Annotated in this window: 13 protein-coding genes and 2 pseudogenes; 9 read left to right on the top strand and 6 right to left on the bottom strand. The window is 48.9% G+C overall.

The window, feature by feature from the left end; all coding sequences use genetic code 11:
* Positions 1-522: 522 nt before the first annotated feature.
* From RQM65_RS14150 to RQM65_RS14115, 8 genes are all read left to right on the top strand, one after another.
* Positions 523-1,008, top strand: a complete 486-nt coding sequence (locus tag RQM65_RS14150) for a tyrosine-type recombinase/integrase (protein ID WP_314016011.1) — start codon at positions 523-525, stop codon at positions 1,006-1,008.
* A 48-nt stretch (positions 1,009-1,056) separates the two neighbouring features.
* Positions 1,057-1,824, top strand: coding sequence for a hypothetical protein (locus RQM65_RS14145; protein WP_314016009.1), 768 nt, complete (start codon positions 1,057-1,059; stop codon positions 1,822-1,824).
* 455 nt (positions 1,825-2,279) lie between these two features.
* Positions 2,280-3,716, top strand: a complete 1,437-nt coding sequence (locus tag RQM65_RS14140) for an amidohydrolase family protein (RefSeq protein ID WP_314016007.1) — start codon at positions 2,280-2,282, stop codon at positions 3,714-3,716.
* Positions 3,717-4,171: 455 nt separating this feature from the next.
* A complete protein-coding gene (locus tag RQM65_RS14135; RefSeq protein ID WP_314016005.1) occupies positions 4,172-4,630 on the top strand; it encodes a DUF1569 domain-containing protein in 459 nt (152 codons plus the stop codon).
* A gap of 123 nt (positions 4,631-4,753) precedes the next feature.
* A complete protein-coding gene (locus RQM65_RS14130; protein WP_314016004.1) occupies positions 4,754-5,482 on the top strand; it encodes an MIP/aquaporin family protein in 729 nt (242 codons plus the stop codon).
* Between the two features lie 51 nt (positions 5,483-5,533).
* Positions 5,534-6,415, top strand: coding sequence for an alpha/beta hydrolase (locus RQM65_RS14125; protein WP_314016003.1), 882 nt, complete (start codon positions 5,534-5,536; stop codon positions 6,413-6,415).
* A gap of 77 nt (positions 6,416-6,492) precedes the next feature.
* Entirely contained in the window at positions 6,493-7,140 is a 648-nt protein-coding gene (locus RQM65_RS14120) for a GDSL-type esterase/lipase family protein (RefSeq protein WP_314016001.1), read from the top strand.
* Positions 7,141-7,185: 45 nt separating this feature from the next.
* Positions 7,186-8,799 (top strand): beta-N-acetylhexosaminidase, encoded by a 1,614-nt coding sequence (locus tag RQM65_RS14115; protein WP_314015999.1) that lies wholly within the window; start codon positions 7,186-7,188, stop codon positions 8,797-8,799.
* 215 nt (positions 8,800-9,014) lie between these two features.
* On the opposite strand, the pseudogene RQM65_RS14110 reads toward RQM65_RS14115, so the two are convergent.
* From RQM65_RS14110 to ruvX, 3 genes and pseudogenes are all read right to left on the bottom strand, one after another.
* Positions 9,015-9,437, bottom strand: a pseudogene (locus tag RQM65_RS14110) (DUF5606 family protein); the annotation flags it as partial.
* A gap of 63 nt (positions 9,438-9,500) precedes the next feature.
* Positions 9,501-10,091: a peptide deformylase gene (gene def, locus RQM65_RS14105; RefSeq protein ID WP_314015997.1), complete on the bottom strand. Its 591-nt coding sequence runs from the start codon at positions 10,089-10,091 to the stop codon at positions 9,501-9,503.
* Entirely contained in the window at positions 10,088-10,501 is a 414-nt protein-coding gene (gene ruvX, locus RQM65_RS14100; protein WP_314015995.1) for a Holliday junction resolvase RuvX, read from the bottom strand. Before ruvX ends, def begins: the two co-directional genes overlap by 4 nt.
* A gap of 173 nt (positions 10,502-10,674) precedes the next feature.
* On the opposite strand from ruvX, the gene RQM65_RS14095 reads away from it, so the two are divergent.
* Positions 10,675-11,490: a 2,3,4,5-tetrahydropyridine-2,6-dicarboxylate N-succinyltransferase gene (locus RQM65_RS14095; RefSeq protein WP_314015993.1), complete on the top strand. Its 816-nt coding sequence runs from the start codon at positions 10,675-10,677 to the stop codon at positions 11,488-11,490.
* Between the two features lie 579 nt (positions 11,491-12,069).
* Here RQM65_RS14095 and RQM65_RS14090 read toward each other — a convergent pair.
* The 3 genes and pseudogenes from RQM65_RS14090 to RQM65_RS14080 all read right to left on the bottom strand — a co-directional run bounded on the left by RQM65_RS14090 (position 12,070) and on the right by RQM65_RS14080 (position 14,548).
* Positions 12,070-12,978 (bottom strand): transposase, encoded by a 909-nt coding sequence (locus tag RQM65_RS14090; RefSeq protein ID WP_314012501.1) that lies wholly within the window; start codon positions 12,976-12,978, stop codon positions 12,070-12,072.
* Positions 12,979-13,128: 150 nt separating this feature from the next.
* Positions 13,129-13,290, bottom strand: a pseudogene (locus RQM65_RS19010) (hypothetical protein); the annotation flags it as partial.
* A gap of 382 nt (positions 13,291-13,672) precedes the next feature.
* The gene (locus RQM65_RS14080; protein WP_314015991.1) at positions 13,673-14,548 is read right to left on the bottom strand and encodes a hypothetical protein; all 876 of its coding nucleotides are present in this window, start codon (positions 14,546-14,548) and stop codon (positions 13,673-13,675) included.
* Positions 14,549-14,879: the final 331 nt, after the last annotated feature.

The following is a 14,879-nucleotide window of genomic DNA, read 5'->3' as shown; positions in this document are numbered from 1 at the left end:
GCAGACGAGCCAGCGACAGATGCCCTCCCAAAAAAACACTGGAGAGGCCTGCTCCCTATCCGAAAAACGACCAGAGACAAGCGGCCGAACCCGATAATATGGGCCAGGAAATGATTGCGCTGCAGAGGAGCGTACAACAAACGTTCACCCAAAGATGAATCGAGCGGAAAGCGATTGAACAAAATACGGCCGAATGGCGGGATCCCCATCGGAAAACGAGAGGGAGAGGGTTCAAAGGGCAGGCCATAGAGCAGAAAATGTCCGGTCGAAAAACAATGATAGGCAAAACGACCGGGAGGCAAGCGTCCGAACATAAAATAGGTACAGCCTCGAAAACAAGTCGTATCATATCCGATGAAAATAAAGCGCTTATAAGAGGTTACGTCTCTTATCTGGGCGGCTTGCGACTGAGCGAAAGCACGGTACGCCCCTATTTTAACTTAAACGTCCGAAAAAAAGCAGTTATCTCCCCGAAGTAATAAGCCAGCAAGAAGTACTGGAGCTACTACGGGCCACAAGAACTTGAAGCACAGGGCAATATTGGTCCTCACCTATTCCGTCGGACTGCGCATCAGAGAAGTTTTAAGCCTGCAACTCCACCATATCGATATCGACCGCAGACAGCTCTTGGTCAAGAATGCCAAAGGCAGAAAAGACCGCAACGTCATACTAGCCGAAAGTTTTTTGCGATTGTTCGAAAATTACTTTTCCACCTATGCCCCCAAGAAATATTTTGTCGAAGGCCCGATTGGAAGCCGTTACAGTGCCGCTAGCGTCAGGGCATTTTTAAAACGGTCATGCGAACGTGCAGGCATCAAGAAGAGGGTTACGCCCCACACCTTACGCCATTCGTTCGCCACCCACCTCATGGGAAACGGGGTAGGCCTGCGCCATGTACAAGAAATATTGGGCCATGCAAAACCGGAAACCACCGATTCAAAATGTGCCAGGGACCGATATCCGAAAAGGTCGCCGCGCCGATTCAAAATGTGCCGGTCCGAGATTTGATTTCTGTCGGAGACATTTATTTGGAGGTTTAACGATAAACCCAGATAGATGGCCAGAAAACCGATAGAGATGATGAAGCTAAAACAGATTATCCGACTCAAGGAACGCAAGACCAGTAACCGCGAAATATCCGGGATACTGTCCGTCCACCGCAACACGGTCAATAAATATGTGCGCCTGATAACGGCATCGGGAGTGTCCCTGTCAGCCCTTCGGGAAATGGTCGACGCGGAGCTGGCAAAACTTTTCCCCGAGACCGATACGGTCGACGACGACAGGTACGAGGTACTGTCCTCGTATTTTTCCTATTTTGCCAAGGAACTGAAAAAGACGGGCTGTACCAAGTTCATATTATGGAAATGGTATATATCGAAACATCCCGACGGCTGCGGTACGAGCCAATTCAACGAACACCTGAACAGTTGGTCGAGGCGCACCAAAACGAGCGGAAAGATAAACCACCGTTACGGTGATAAGGTGTTCGTCGACTACACGGGCAAAAAACTCCGAACAGTAGACAGGACAACGGGCGAGATAAAGTACGTAGAGGTGTTCGCGGCCATTTTGCCCGCCAGCCACTATGTGTATGTGCAGCCCGCAACCGTAGAGCATGGCAAGCATCAACCGGTGCTTCAGGTATTTTGGGTCCATCAACAGCTCCCGCACCTCCCTTTTACTGAGCACCAAGGGAAGGTCCTTCTGCCTTTTGATCTGTGGAAGCCCGATGCGCTTCCTATCCATCCCCAGCACCTTGTAGACGGCGCGGAGCCCAAAGATGGTATGTTTAAAAACGTTCTCCGAAGGGGTATCGTATAGGCTTTGGCAATGGTGGAGGTAGTTGTCTATCCGCTCTTCGCCGAAAAGCTCCGGAGTACATTTGTAATGCAGCACCAAGTGAGCCAGACACCGCAGGTAGTTCCTTAGGGTGCCGGTGGCCTTGCCGTTGATGGTAAGCTCCTTTCAAAGGTCAGGACAAGTTCCTTAAATCCGGGTACCTGATCCGAGGCCGTCTTCAAGATCGTCGCCGTTTTTTTTGAATACACATTCGTAAGGTTTTTATGAACCGATCAAGATAATGTATTTTTACAAGTAGCTAAAAGCTTCCGAGGTACGGGGATTAGTTCAACAACGAATAAGCGCAAGACGGGCAGGCCCGCAGGACCGGACCTGCAAAGACGTCAGTAAAAATATCCGGATATCGGACCCAGAAATGCCACGGCCCCGCACTGCGCTTGTTCAATTCCATTCTATGCATATAAAAAGAATCTTCATTGCGAAATTTTACATTCATATTCCTGTTAGTGACCTTTATCGCTTGCGAAGAATCTTCTAAGCCAAAGTCAACCGTTCAGAACTTAGATTTCCGTTTTAATAACAAACAAATAGCACTCAATAAGAACGTACTCAAGTATGTAAAGTATCGTTCAAAAATAACAGCCCTGGCAAACGTCAAAGTCTTTGACGGAAAGGGAAATGATGCCAAAGAAAATCAAACGGTCATTATAGTTGATGGTTACTTCCATTCGATCGGAGAAAGCTCTGAAATTGAAATACCGAATGATGCTGAATTGGTTGACCTCAGTGGTAAAACTATTATTCCCGGGATTGTAGGCGTCCACAACCACTTGCATATTCCACATTTTCCTTTTATCGGTGCCGAGGCTTCAAAACTTTACTTGGCATCAGGGGTTACGACCATTCAAACCTGTGGTTCGGCCTCACCGGAAAAGGAAATTGAACTGGCCGAAAAAATAAAAACCGGACAGGCCGTTGGACCGAACATTATTACAAGCGGGCCTTATTTTACCGGTAAAGGAGGTAATCAAAACATGATTATTCCCAGAAATGCAGAACATATTAGAGACACTATTAAATACTGGACAGTAAAAGGGGTCAAGTGGTTCAAAGTTTATCGCAACACTAAACCGAACGACCTGAAAACCATAATTCAAGAAGCACATGATCAAAATGCGAAAGTAACCGGCCATTTATGTTCCATAACATTTGAGCAAGCGACAAAATTGGGCATTGACGGAATAGAGCATGGTTTCAACAGTATGAGCGATTTTCGCGAAGACAAGACATTGGGCGAATGCAATGGCTCTTGGGATTACTTACAGACCCTTGATGTCTCAAGTGAAAAAGTACAACGTCTTCAACAATTGATGATAGATGAAAATGTATTCATGACTTCCACCTTGGCAATTTATGAATCCGGTATGCCGGATCGAGCTTTTGCAGATGAACGAAGTCTGAAAATCATGTCGCCGTTTTTGAAATCCCAATATCAAAATCGAAGAAATAATTTTGATGAACTCGAGAAAGGATACGACACTAAAGAACAAATCTTAAAGAAAAGAATGCAGTTCGAACATCAATTCTATAAAATGGGCGGCAATTTAACAGCGGGGGTCGATGCCGGCCGACACATTCTACCTGGTTTTGGGGACCAAAGAAACTTTGAACTGTTGAAGGAAGCTGGATTCACCACGGAAGAAGCTATTAAGATTTTGACAAGCAATGGAGCAAAAGCTCTTTCCGATAATGAGATCGGCTCGATAGGGAAAGGCAAAAAAGCAGATTTTGTAGTTATTGCCGGTAATATAAACGACAGTATTAGAAACGTTGAAACCGTATTTAAAAATGGGTATGGCTATGACCCAAATCTTATACTGGGGGAACTGACCGGAAGGTTTCCCGCCGAATAACTGCAGCGCACAACTCGCGTTCGTGTGGTCGGTAAGGCTCAAAATGAACGCCGTGTTAACTAAACCGGACCGCTCTTGCATGTAGTATGGGTATTGGCACCATTGTGAAGTGCTTGTTGAAGGGGGCCGCCTTTACACGGCCGCTCCGTTGCCGCGTTTAGATCGATCCTCGGTACCCTTTTTCAGGTCTGGACCCTTAGGAATTAGTACTTATTTCGGCAGAAAACCGCCGTTTTCATTGGAAGAGGTGATGAGAAGATTGAATGAAAAAGATAGCAACTATAAATGAGCATTCCTTCGTGGAAAGGTGGCCCCTGAGTAAACCCTACAAGAGAAGACAAGATCAAGAGCCGAAAGTCGACAAATTTCATGATTACACAAAACCAGGGTAAACCACAATTGCTACTGCCGTATATTTTTACGGACTGTCGCTATAAAAGAACTATTTTTACATCATGGCCTGGAAAAATCTATTCGACGAAAAAGAGGTTCAAGAAACTATTGACCGAATTAAGAACTTGACCCCCAAAACCCAGCCCCTATGGGGTAAAATGAACGTGGCCGAGATGTTGGCGCACTGCAATGTGACGTACGAACTCGTTTACACGGACAAACACCCCAAACCCAAAGGTTTGAAGAAATTCCTGATCAAACTTTTTGCAAAAAAAATAGTGGTCGGACCAAAGCCTTACAGAAAGAACATCCGCACCGCACCTGAATTCCTGATTACCGATGAACGAAATTTTGAAACTGAGAGGAAACGGCTCATCGCGCACATCGAAAGGACTCAAAAACTGGGCCCGGAACATTTTAACAGTAAGGATTCCCATGCCTTTGGCCCTTTAACGGATAAAGAATGGAATACCCTCTTCTCTAAACATCTCGACCACCATTTACGCCAATTTGGAGTGTGACTATCCCGCAACAAAGGAATCTCGATCTGCCGGAGTCAACTACTTCGGGGCAAGATCAACACGTGGATGTCGAATTTTTCCAAAATTTTATTTACCTTTTGACCCTACTAATCAGCCAAACCTATGACCGTTTATATTTTTGAGTTTATTGGAACCGCTCTGTTGCTGCTCCTCGGTAACGGTATCGTCGCGAACATTGTACTCAAAGGAACCAAGGGTTCGGATGCCGGGTGGACCGGGATTGCCCTAGCCTGGGGCATCGCGGTCTTTGTAGGGGTCTTTGTAAGTGCAGATGTAAGCGGGTCCCACCTGAACCCCGCAGTGACCTTGGGCCTTGCGACCGCAGGAAAATTTCCTTGGGAGTTGGTGCCCGGATATATGCTGGCCCAAGTCATGGGCGGCATGATGGGCAACCTGCTCGTATGGTTGACCTATAAAAAGCAATACGAGGCCACGGAACAGGACCCGGAAGCGATGCTGGTCACTTTTTCTACGGTCCCTGCCATTCGCAGTCCCTTTTGGAATTTGGTCACCGAGACTATCGGCACTTTTGTACTGGTTTTCGGCGTGTTCTATATTGCCGGGGGTACGATTTCCGACGAGCCGATCAAGCTGGGTGCGCTCGACGCCCTTCCCGTAGCCTTATTGGTCATGGGGATAGGCTTCGGACTCGGCGGCCCTACCGGCTATGCCATCAATCCGGCACGGGATCTAGGACCCCGTATCATGCATGCCATTCTTCCATTAAAGGGCAAGGGCAGCAGCGATTGGAACTATGCCTGGGTGCCTATTGTCGGTCCACTGATCGGAGGGGCTCTTGCTGCATGGGTATACCTGTGGATAGGGATTTAACCTAGTTTTGATGCTATCAGTTGATTTGAATACAACCTTTAAAAGTTCACTATGAAAAAATTAATAGTACTCATTCCCTGTATGGCTTTCTTCCAAATGGCTACCGCCCAAGAAATTATTGAAGTCCCCCATGAGAAATCGGACGCCGTGGTCTGGGAGAATCCTGAAAAACAATACCGGTCGGAGATATGGAACAATGAGGTGGTGACCAATGTGTCGGTCCCGACCATGGAGGTATTTCGTCCGGACGCCCCCAACGGGACATCCGTAATCGTTGCACCTGGAGGGGGACTATACGCCTTGAGTATCGAAAGCGAGGGGACCGATGTGGCCAAATGGCTGAACCAAAAAGGCATCACGGCCTTCGTGCTAAAATACAGGTTAGTGCCCACAGGAGAGGACGGGGTCAAGGAAATTAGCGATGAAGGAGCCACTAATCCCGCCCGAATCGGGGAACGCGTGTCCCCTGTCATGCCATTATCCGTGGCCGATGGACTTTCAGCTATTTCCTATGTGCGCGAAAACGCCGATTCTTTTGATATCGATCCGGAAAAAATAGGTTTTATGGGATTTTCTGCCGGCGGAGCGGTCACCATGGGCGTTGTCTATAATTTTGAGGAAGCCGATCGACCTAATTTTATCGTACCGGTCTATCCGTGGACATCCGCCTACCCGGTGCAGGAGGCTCCAAAAAACGCACCCGCGATGCTGATTATCTGTGCCAGTGACGACCCATTGGGACTGGCGAAGGGCAGTATCGAACTCTATTCCTCATGGCTCGAGGCCGGCCATTATCCCGCGTTGCACATGTACTCCAAAGGCGGCCACGGCTTTGGGATGAAACCCCAAGACCTTCCCTCGGATAATTGGATACAGCGTTTCTACGATTGGTCCGTAGCACAAAAAATCACCGTTCCGACGAGCGAGAAATAAGGACTGCGAAAGGCGCTTTCGGGATTACTTTGGCGATGCTGCATAAAAAGCTAACTTGTACCGCAATTTATACCCCCATGAAATATAGGTTAATTGTTCTTTTTTTTTCAGCAATTTTATCAGTGAACGCACAGGATGCGCTGCGGTTTGAAACGGAGGTCGAAGCCATCCAAAAGAAATATGATACGGTATACGGCACTTCCGATGAAACCATCGTCTTTACAGGGAGTTCGAGCATCCGAATGTGGCATGACGTTCAAGACCGCTTTCCTGGGCACCAAGTCGTAAACACCGGGTTCGGGGGGTCTGAGGCATCCGACCTATCCCACTACCTCTATGACCTCATCCTACGTTTTCATCCCGAAAAAGTATTTATTTACGAGGGGGACAACGATATTTTTGCGGGCAAAAAACCGAAGCGGGTCCGAAATGATATCCGACAGATCATCAATAGCATCCACAGAAACGATTCCACTGTCCAGATCGTACTGATTGCTGCAAAACCTAGTATTGCCCGGTGGAACCTCAAGGGTAAATATAAGCGTCTTAACCAAAAACTGGAAAGCTTGGCAAACGCACATCCGCTGGTGGAATATGCCGACGTATGGCATCCCATGCTGGACGGCAGCAAGGTAAAGCAGGATATTTTTATAGAGGATGGACTTCACATGAACCAAAAAGGCTATCAAATCTGGTACGACGTACTCAAATCCTTTGTGAATTGATTCTTAGGCGGGGGACTGAGCGACAAAGACTAAATCGGAACAAAAATGAAACTATTACTCAAAAGCCTATTTTTCTGCTGCGTGTTCGTCGGATTTTTATCCTGTGCGGACGATAGAAAAAAACGCGTACTGAATTTTCCCGAGACGGATTTGGCCTTGGAAAACATGATTCCCAAACCGATGAAAATTATCGCAACCCATGGGGGATTCGCGTTAGATGAGTTTACGGCCATCTATACCTCTGAAAACGCCTCCGGTTTTCCCGAAGTAGGCCAATTTTTGGCGGATAAAATAGATGCCAAAACCTCCCTCGATATTCCCGTGAACGTTGCGGAGGTGCCCCATCGGGAAGGTATTATCTATATCAACCAGTCGGACAGCCTCGAACTGGATGCACCCGAAGCCTACCAGCTCTACATTACAGCCGATTCGGTGATACTGAATTCCAACACGGCCGAAGGGGCCTTTCGGGGCGTTCAGACCATAAGACAACTCATTCCCGAAAAAAGCAATGATACCTTGGCGGAATATAAGGTGTGGACCATCCCCACGGGAAAGATAATCGACAATCCCGTTTTTGAGTATCGGGGTACCATGCTCGATGTGGCCCGGCATTTCTTCAGCGTCGAGGAGGTGAAACGGTACATCGACCTGCTGGCCTATTACAAGTACAATGTGCTGCATTTACATTTAACGGACGATCAGGGCTGGCGTATCGAAATCAAATCTTGGCCCAAACTGACCGAGGTCAGCGGCGGCACCGAAGTGGGCGGCGGGGAAGGTGGCTTTTATACGCAGGAGGATTATAGGGAGATAGTGGACTATGCCGCCAAGCACCATATCACCATCGTGCCCGAAGTCGATATGCCCGGACATACGAACGCCGCTTCGGTGGCCTATCCCTTCCTGAACGGCAACGGTAAAAAAGTCGAGCCTTACGAGGGAATAGAAGTAGGCTTTAGCACCTTCGATACCCGAAAGGATACCGTTTACGCGTTTCTCGACGACGTAATACGGGAAATTTCCGAAATGACCCCCGGGCCTTATTTTCATGCCGGAGGCGACGAAAGCCATGCGACCAAAAAGGAGGACTTCAACTATTTCGTGGAAAGAGTGCAAAAAATCGTGAACAAGCACGGGAAGCGCATGATCGGATGGGATGAAATCGTCACGGCGGATATCGATTCCACCGCCATTCCCCAATATTGGAGCAGTGGCGATAACGCCCAGATAGCGGTCAAAAAGGGATTGAAAATGATTCTTTCCCCTGCCAAGAAAGCCTACCTGGACATGCAGTACGATAGCCTTTCGAAACACGGTCTGCACTGGGCGGCCTACGTACCAGTGGATTCGGCCTACGTGTGGAATCCTGAATCGTACGAAGGCATTCCTATGGAAAACATCTTGGGCATCGAAGCGCCATTGTGGTCCGAGACCATCGAAAATTTTGACGAAATCTCCTACTTGGCGTTTCCCCGGGCCATCGGCTATTCCGAATTGGGATGGTCCACCCCCGAAAATCGCGACTGGGAGGACTATAGGAAAAGGTTGGCGAACCAAGCCCCTTTCCTAGATCGAATGGACGTCACATATTATCCCTCGCCATTGATCGACTGGCAGAAAAGTAAATATACCTACGAAGAAATCGAGAAGGATTAGAAATCGTAAAACCTTGCAGGAAATTGGCAAATTGGCGGCCCCTTATGCCCCTACTTGCCAAAATTTTACTTCTTTCTAGTGGCCGGATTCTTTTGGGCGGTCTGTTTGCCGGAGGACTTTTGATTGGGAGTGTTCCTGGCCGCCGGTTTTGATTCGGAGGATTTCATTCCCTGAGGCTTAGATTCCTGGGCTTTCTTTTCCTGCGGCTTGTTTTGCTCAGCATCCCCTTCGGCTTCTTTTTCTTCCGGATCGGAAAAATCGGTGATGCCCTTATCATGTAAAATGTTGTACCATTGGATCACCTTTTTGATATCGCTGGCATAAACGCGGTCCTCGTCGTAATGGGGCAGCACCTCGAAAAAATATTCCTCTAATTTGATTTTATCCTCCTTGTGGCCGATGGCCGTTTTACCGCCGTTCTCTTTTTCCTGTATTTTTAGAAAAACCTCTCGCAAAGGAAGCTCTTCCTCAAGGGTATAGATTGCGATTTCAGAAAGTACACTGACGTTGCTGCGCATGCTCACGGTAATCCGCTTGTTGTCGAGCAAGGATTCCGCGACGAAGCCCCCACGGGTCTGGGTAATCAATTTATAGAGACCGGGTCTTCCCCCGATGGATAAAATCTTGTCTAACGTCATTTCAACTTTTTTTGTTCATGGATGGGGCAAAGATTGCATTTTTCAATGGATTACCACAGAGCTTTAACGTGCTTTTTTAAGCTTTGGGAACCGCATTCGGTATTCGACATCGATCTTGCCTTTTGAGATGTTGGTCAGTTTTCCCTTTAGCATCCTCTTTTTCAAAGGGGATAGCTTATCGGTGAAAAGAATGCCCTCGATGTGATCGTACTCGTGCTGGATGACCCGCGCCAAGAGTCCGTCATAGGTTTCGGTACGTTCCTTAAAATCGGTATCGACAAAGGTGATGGTGAGGGTATCCTTACGTTTAATGTCCTCCCGAATCTCCGGAATACTGAGGCATCCTTCATTGAAGGCCCATTCGGTACCGGACTCCTCTTCGACATGGGCATTGATAAAAGTTTGTTTAAAGCCTTTCAGCGCTTTTTGATCCTCGGGAGATAGATCGTCGTCATCGGCAAAGGGCGAGGTATCGATTACAAATACCCGAATGGGCAATCCGACCTGGGGTGCCGCCAGGCCCACTCCGTTGGCGTTATACATGGTTTCGTACATGTTGGAGACCAATTCCTTCAACTTTGGAAAATCTTCGGGCACGTCTTTACAGACTTTTCGCAAAACCGGATCGCCGTACGCTACAATAGGTAATATCATTTTGTGGTATTTAAATAATCCTGTAGAATGATGGTCGCACTAATTTCATCGATCAGGGCCTTGTTTCTACGTTGTTTTTTCTTCATTCCACCCTCCACCATACTGCGTACCGCCAGTTTTGAGGTAAAGCGTTCGTCATGGCGGGCAATAGGGATGTTGGGAAAATCTTTTTTCAACCTGACTAAGAACGGGGCGATCAAAGCTTCCGATTCGGAAGGCGTATTGTCCATTTGCCGCGGTTCTCCCACAACAAACTGCGCGACTTTTTCTTCTTGGACGTAAGCTTTCAAAAAGTCAATTAAATTACTGGTAGGCACGGAGGTAAGTCCGGAAGCGATCAACTGCAGCTGGTCGGTTACGGCAATTCCCGTTCGTTTTTTACCATAATCCAATGCCACTACCCTACCCACGTCAGTATATTTTTGGCAAAAATAACCGATAAATTGTTATAAGTATAAAATTGAACGGCAAATCCTATTCCGAAGGCTATATTTGCGGCGAAATAAGGTAGTAAGGATTAGGTTTGGAACCCTTCTCAACTCATAAACATATAAACTCATAACAAACGTATAAACTCAAAAAAATGTCCGACATAAAACAGATTATCGAAAAAGCTTGGGACAACCGCGAGCTCCTCAAGGAAAATACCACCCAAGATGCCATACGGGAGGTCATCGACCGTTTGGATGCGGGCGAACTGCGTTGTGCCGAGCCGACTGAAAATGGTTGGCAGATCAACGAATGGGTGAAAAAAGGGGTCGTACTCTATTTCCCGATTCAGAAAATGGAAACCCTAGAGGCAGGCATATTTGAATACCACGATAAGATTCCCCTTAAAACAGGATATAAGGAAAAAGGGATTCGGGTCGTGCCCCATGCGGTCGCCCGTCACGGCGCTTACATTTCATCGGGAACCATTTTGATGCCCAGCTATGTCAACATCGGGGCCTATGTTGACGCGGGCACGATGGTCGATACCTGGGCCACGGTGGGCAGTTGCGCCCAAATTGGCAAGAACGTCCACCTTAGCGGCGGGGTAGGCATCGGCGGGGTGCTCGAACCCCTTCAGGCCGCTCCCGTCATTGTGGAGGACAACGCCTTTATCGGATCGCGATGTATCGTGGTCGAGGGCGTTCGCGTGGAGCAAGAAGCAGTGCTGGGGGCCAATGTCGTGCTGACGGCCTCCACCAAGATCATCGATGTGACGGGAGATACCCCAAAAGAGACCAAGGGGAGGGTTCCGGCCCGTTCCGTAGTTATCCCCGGCAGCTACACCAAGAACTTCCCAGCGGGGGAGTTTCAGGTGCCTTGCGCCCTGATTATCGGTACCAGAAAAGAGAGCACCAACAAAAAAACATCCCTCAACGATGCGCTTCGGGAGTATGATGTGGCGGTGTAATTTTAAGAATAGAGAGAAAAGATAAAAGAAAAGAGACGCTTGGACGGTGGCGGGTCGGAGCGTGTTGCTGCGGAAGTAGGCGGGGGTGGTGTAATGTTGGGAATAGCAATCAAGGAGTAAAGAATAACGTTCGTCCCGAAGAACACCTCATCAATCTATTTGAATCAAAAATGTCACATCAAGTACTTCGGCTGCCTGCCCGACGCTATCATTCAGACGAGCGCTCAGCACAGGCAGGCCAGTCCTAGACGTAAGTCTTACGTCCTAGGTCCTACAGTCTTCCCTCTTATCTGACAAGTTAGTGCATTGCCGAATCCGGATAATAGTTAAAGATGCTTGTCGGCTTGGGAGCCTAAAGAGCGTTTTAGTCACCTTGAGCGGCTCTACCGAGGGATATTCAGGAGTAAGCCCTTTTTTCGGTAAAATTTAAAGTCGGTGCCGTTCGACCGTAGAGGTCGGGCGGCATTTTCGATTTCCGGTGTCGCCTTTGAGGTCTTTTCGGTTCGGGAGGACGGATTTCGGGCCCTTCCGGTCCCGTCGGGACATAGGTCTCCCTCGGGCCTCCTGGCTGCTGGAGGCTCAGGCTGCTTTTGCCAGGCGGGCCGAGGCCATGCGCCTGCCGATCTCAAGGGCGTTGGCGGTGTGGATGCCGAAAAATATCCAGAGGATCTCCGTAGCCTTGGTGCGGGCCCTTATTCTTTTGAGGCCGTAGTGTTCCTTGTCGTTGCCGAAGCTGCCCTCCAGGCGGGCGGCCCTTTCCTTGGTGATGGCCGCCGCCAGTTTCTTACGGTGCCCCTCGTGTTTGCCGGCCCTTCCCTTGCGCTTGAAGTCGGTACGGATACCGTTCCCGGTGGCGAACTTCCGATTTTTGTTGGTCGCGTAGATGGCATCGGCCCCTACGATCTTGACCTTGGTACGGGTCAGGCCCTGCGCGTCCAGGACGGTCTTGCGGAAGCGTATCCCCTCGTGGAAGGCGTCGAAGGATAGGTGCTCGATAAAGCCGATGCCGCCCACCTGGAACTTGTGCACCTTGGCACCGAACTCCACCGGCTTTTTCTCCTTGCCCCTGACGATCGGCCTGACATAGGGCCTGTCAAGGCTGACGATGCGGCCCTCGGGCCGCACGCCGTGGTGGAACAGGGCGTACTGTTGTTCCCGTACCTTCCTGGCCGCGGCCCTGCGCACGTACTGGTCCACGGTGAACGCCAGGCCGTGCTCCCCTTCCATACGGTCCAGTTCCGCCGAGAACTTTTCGGTCAGCAGGAGCAGGGCCCTGGTCAGCGCATCCCGCTTCTTCTTGGTCTTCCTCTTCATCTTGCTGTAGGACACGTACCGCTTTTTCCATTTCAGGTACTTGCTGCGCGGCATGGCGACCTTTTTTTCCCCGCATACCTTTTTGAGCAGCCGGTGCAGCCAGTCGGTACATTCCCAGAGCAGTTTTACATTTGTAGGGTACCGCATGTTGCTCTCGTAGCAGGTGGCGTCCATCGTGACGGAGCCCTTGTCCCCCATGTGCGGGGACCAGTGTCCGTAGAGGGCCTTCTGCAGGGCGTCGATGTCGAGCTTTCCCCCCAGTTCCGACCGTATCTCGCTCACGATCTTGAAGTTTTCCAGACGATCGGCACCGATATAGATGCCGCAGAAGAACTGCCAGTCCAGGTTGCCGTTGAGCCCTTCGACAAGTTTTCTGTCGGAGCAATCCGCATAGTGCTTGAGGAACATCAGGGCGACCTTGCCCCGGGGGGAGAAGATCGCCTTCGGGCCTTTTTTCGCCTCCTTCACACCGAGGGCCGCCACCATGTCGTCCCAGGGCACCGCCCGGTAGATCTTGCCCAGATCGGATTCCAAAAAACGGTCAAAGAAAACTCCCAACTGTTCCTGTTGGGAGGAAAATGAAAAAGTGTGCTGGAAATCGCGGATTCTTCGTATCTTGGACATAACATCTTAGATAAAAACCCCGTTTTTCGAGCTAACGACTCATTCTCGGGGTTTTGTTTACTCTAAGATACGGATTATTACGCTGATAATCAATAGGTTATTTAACTTCTGAATGTCCCTACCGAGTACAGTCGCGGTACAGTCGAAAATCAGGCCAAAACGTCTCGACTGCGCTCGACGGGGCATTGTTATCTCAAATGGATTGGGTGTTCTTCCTAATAAGCTTTTAAAAAAATAGCGTCTCTTAAATCACTTGGTTCCTGAAATAGAACTTGATATCCTTGCGTAAAAACTTCAAGCGTTCCGCAAAAGAAAGTTCCGGTGGATTCTGCAGGGCTTGCAGTACTTTATGTCCCTGAAGACGGATCCAGCTGCGGGAGGTCTTGCCGGCGACGGCGTCAACGATCGATCCGAAATCGATGACCTTGCAGCGTACGCCCATGTTCCAAAGTCTTACGGAAATGACGTTCGAGGTACTTCCCGCGGAGGGAATGACCAAATCGACTTTCCCCGCGTTCCCCTCCACCTCCGGCCACCAGTCCGCTATGGACTCATAAGCGTTTCTTGCGGGGATCTGAACGTAGTAATCAATGGGACCGTACAATTTTTCGGCAGTCGTTTTCTCGGTCGAACCGATGAACATCTTCTTCTCCTTTCGGACGAAATCGTCTAAAAAACGCTTGAGCAGCTTGGGTCTAAAAACACCTAAACACTGAAAGATACAGGGATTTTCAAAGACGAGATCTTGGGGGAAATCCCTTTCTTCCATCACTTCGATCATTTCCTGCTGCCAAGAAAACTGCCGGTAGATGCCCTTGGCATGGAACTCGTCGTAGGGATAATTGATGGGACAGGCAATCAGGTACTCCTCGTGCTCGATCCGAAACGAGGTTTCAAGTTCCTTTTCCAGATTTTCATTGAACACGTAGTTCCGATGGTCCTGTTGCATCAAAGTCACGAATTCCCCATCCCCGAACCTTACAAAGAACAGACGCTCGTGGGTTTTGAGCTTCTCCACCAGAAAATGGAAGGACTCCAAAATGGTCTTTGTTCGGATGGCATCGGTAGTATCCCTTTGCGCAGAAAAAAGGGTATGGAAATAGTATTTTAGGGGTTTCATCCTATAAATGGTTTTGATCGTATAATCAGTTGGTGGTCGGCACGGGACGTTCCCCAGCCGGCCCCTTCCTTGTCAGCGTGCCCCTCCCCCGTTCGCACCGAATCGGACGGCGCCCAGTTCTATCGGGAATGAATCTTGAGCTAGCCTACTAGACCGGTTTAAAGTGCAATATACCTAGATAGATGGAAAGAAACGTTTCAAGCTTAGCGCAAAACTGCCATAAAAACCGCAAATAGCCACATATTTTTTTGGTCCTACCTAAACTTTGATACTCATCCTAAAAAAGATATACGCAACCTTTTGTCAATTCGGTCATCCTTGAGGATAAGGA

Origin of the sequence: Pricia mediterranea (assembly GCF_032248455.1) — a bacterium.
Lineage (GTDB): Bacteria > Bacteroidota > Bacteroidia > Flavobacteriales > Flavobacteriaceae > Pricia > Pricia mediterranea.
Note: the sequence above shows the minus strand (reverse complement) of the source record. Positions and strands in the feature narration are given on the sequence as shown.

What these genes read in the sequence shown, in the direction of transcription:
- def (WP_314015997.1), bottom strand. Translation starts at nt 10,091, where the DNA reads ATGATATTACCTATTGTAGCGTACGGCGATCCGGTTTTGCGAAAAGTC.
- RQM65_RS14090 (WP_314012501.1), bottom strand. Translation starts at nt 12,978, where the DNA reads ATGGACGCCACCTGCTACGAGAGCAACATGCGGTACCCTACAAATGTA.
- RQM65_RS14125 (WP_314016003.1), top strand. Translation starts at nt 5,534, where the DNA reads ATGAAAAAATTAATAGTACTCATTCCCTGTATGGCTTTCTTCCAAATG.
- RQM65_RS14145 (WP_314016009.1), top strand. Translation starts at nt 1,057, where the DNA reads ATGGCCAGAAAACCGATAGAGATGATGAAGCTAAAACAGATTATCCGA.
- RQM65_RS14080 (WP_314015991.1), bottom strand. Translation starts at nt 14,548, where the DNA reads ATGAAACCCCTAAAATACTATTTCCATACCCTTTTTTCTGCGCAAAGG.
- RQM65_RS14095 (WP_314015993.1), top strand. Translation starts at nt 10,675, where the DNA reads ATGTCCGACATAAAACAGATTATCGAAAAAGCTTGGGACAACCGCGAG.
- RQM65_RS14115 (WP_314015999.1), top strand. Translation starts at nt 7,186, where the DNA reads ATGAAACTATTACTCAAAAGCCTATTTTTCTGCTGCGTGTTCGTCGGA.
- RQM65_RS14135 (WP_314016005.1), top strand. Translation starts at nt 4,172, where the DNA reads ATGGCCTGGAAAAATCTATTCGACGAAAAAGAGGTTCAAGAAACTATT.
- RQM65_RS14120 (WP_314016001.1), top strand. Translation starts at nt 6,493, where the DNA reads ATGAAATATAGGTTAATTGTTCTTTTTTTTTCAGCAATTTTATCAGTG.
- RQM65_RS14130 (WP_314016004.1), top strand. Translation starts at nt 4,754, where the DNA reads ATGACCGTTTATATTTTTGAGTTTATTGGAACCGCTCTGTTGCTGCTC.